Raw genomic sequence first — 1,303 nt, forward strand, 5'->3', positions numbered from 1 at the left:
ATCGGGACGGCCGCCTGGCTCCCGTGATCGCGGCCACGCGCGCCCAGGTGGAGGCGGCACGGCCGCTGGTCTCCGGCCCCGCGAAGCGCCCGCTCTTCGCCCGCGAGGGCCTGGACCGCGCCAACGCACAGATCGACGAGGTCCTCGCCGGCATCCGCGACGAGCAGGAGCGCGCCGCGCGCGCGTCGGCGCAGCTCGGCGGACTCATCGCACAGGCGCAGGGCGAGATCTCCGCGGCGGAGGACTTCATCTCCTCACGCCGAGGTGCGGTCGGCGCTGAGGCCCGCACGCGCCTCGCCGAAGCCGGCGCATCACTCGTGCAGGCCCGCCAGCTGCAACAGAACGATCCCGCGCAGGCGCTGGCCGCCGCGCAGCGCGCGCACGAGCTGGCGACGCAGTCCCTGCAGGCGGCGCAGAGCGACGTCGGCGTCTTCCAGGGCGGCATGTTCGGAGGATCCGGCGGATCGCCGCGTACGGGCACGGGCGGCGACATGATGGGAGCGATCCTGGGCGGCATCGTCATCAACTCGCTGCTGAACGGCGGCGGGGGCGGCCGCTCGCGCTCCGGTGGAGGTTTCGGCGGCCTCGGCGGGGGCGGCAGCATCTCCCCCGGTGGTTTCGGCGGCGCCGGCAGCCGCTCGCGACGCGGCGGAGGTCGCTTCTGAGCTCGACATCCGCTCGCCCCCTCCGACCGCACGATCCCCTCGCACGCTGGGAATTCTCCCGTTAGGAAAGGAAAAACGATGGCAAAGCAGTCCATCTTCGGTCGCATCTCGACGCTCGTGAAGGCGAACGTCAACGCGATGCTCGACGCCGCCGAAGACCCGCAGAAGATGCTCGACCAGTTGGTGCGCGACTACACCAACTCCATTGCCGACGCCGAGTCGGCGATCGCCGAGACCATCGGCAACCTCCGTCTGCTCGAGCGCGACCACGAGGAAGACGTGCGCGCCGCGGCCGAATGGGGCAACAAGGCCCTCGCCGCCAGCCGCAAGGCCGATGAGCTGCGGGCGAGCGGCAACACGGCGGATGCCGACAAGTTCGACAACCTTGCCAAGATCGCCCTGCAGCGCCAGATCAGCGAGGAGAACGAGGCCAAGGCCGTGGCTCCCACGATCGCGTCTCAGACGGAGGTCGTCGACAAGCTCAAGGACGGCCTCAACGGCATGAAGCAGAAGCTCGAGCAGCTGAAGGCCAAGCGCATCGAGCTGCTGGCGCGCGCGAAGACGGCCGAGGCGCAGAACAAGGTGCACGACGCGGTCAAGTCGATCGACGTGCTCGATCCCACGAGCGAGCTCGGTCG

1 protein-coding gene and 1 pseudogene are annotated in these 1,303 nt (G+C 70.3%); both read left to right on the plus strand.

What is annotated here, in order from left to right; all coding sequences use genetic code 11:
* Positions 1 to 665 (plus strand): annotated as a pseudogene (locus tag I5I_RS09140) (TPM domain-containing protein); the annotation flags it as partial.
* A 78-nt stretch (positions 666 to 743) separates the two neighbouring features.
* Positions 744 to 1,303, plus strand: a 560-nt coding sequence (locus I5I_RS09145) for a PspA/IM30 family protein (protein ID WP_036318537.1), incomplete at its 3' end; no start/stop codon positions are given.

This window comes from Microbacterium sp. B24, assembly GCF_000333415.1.
Lineage (GTDB): Bacteria > Actinomycetota > Actinomycetes > Actinomycetales > Microbacteriaceae > Microbacterium.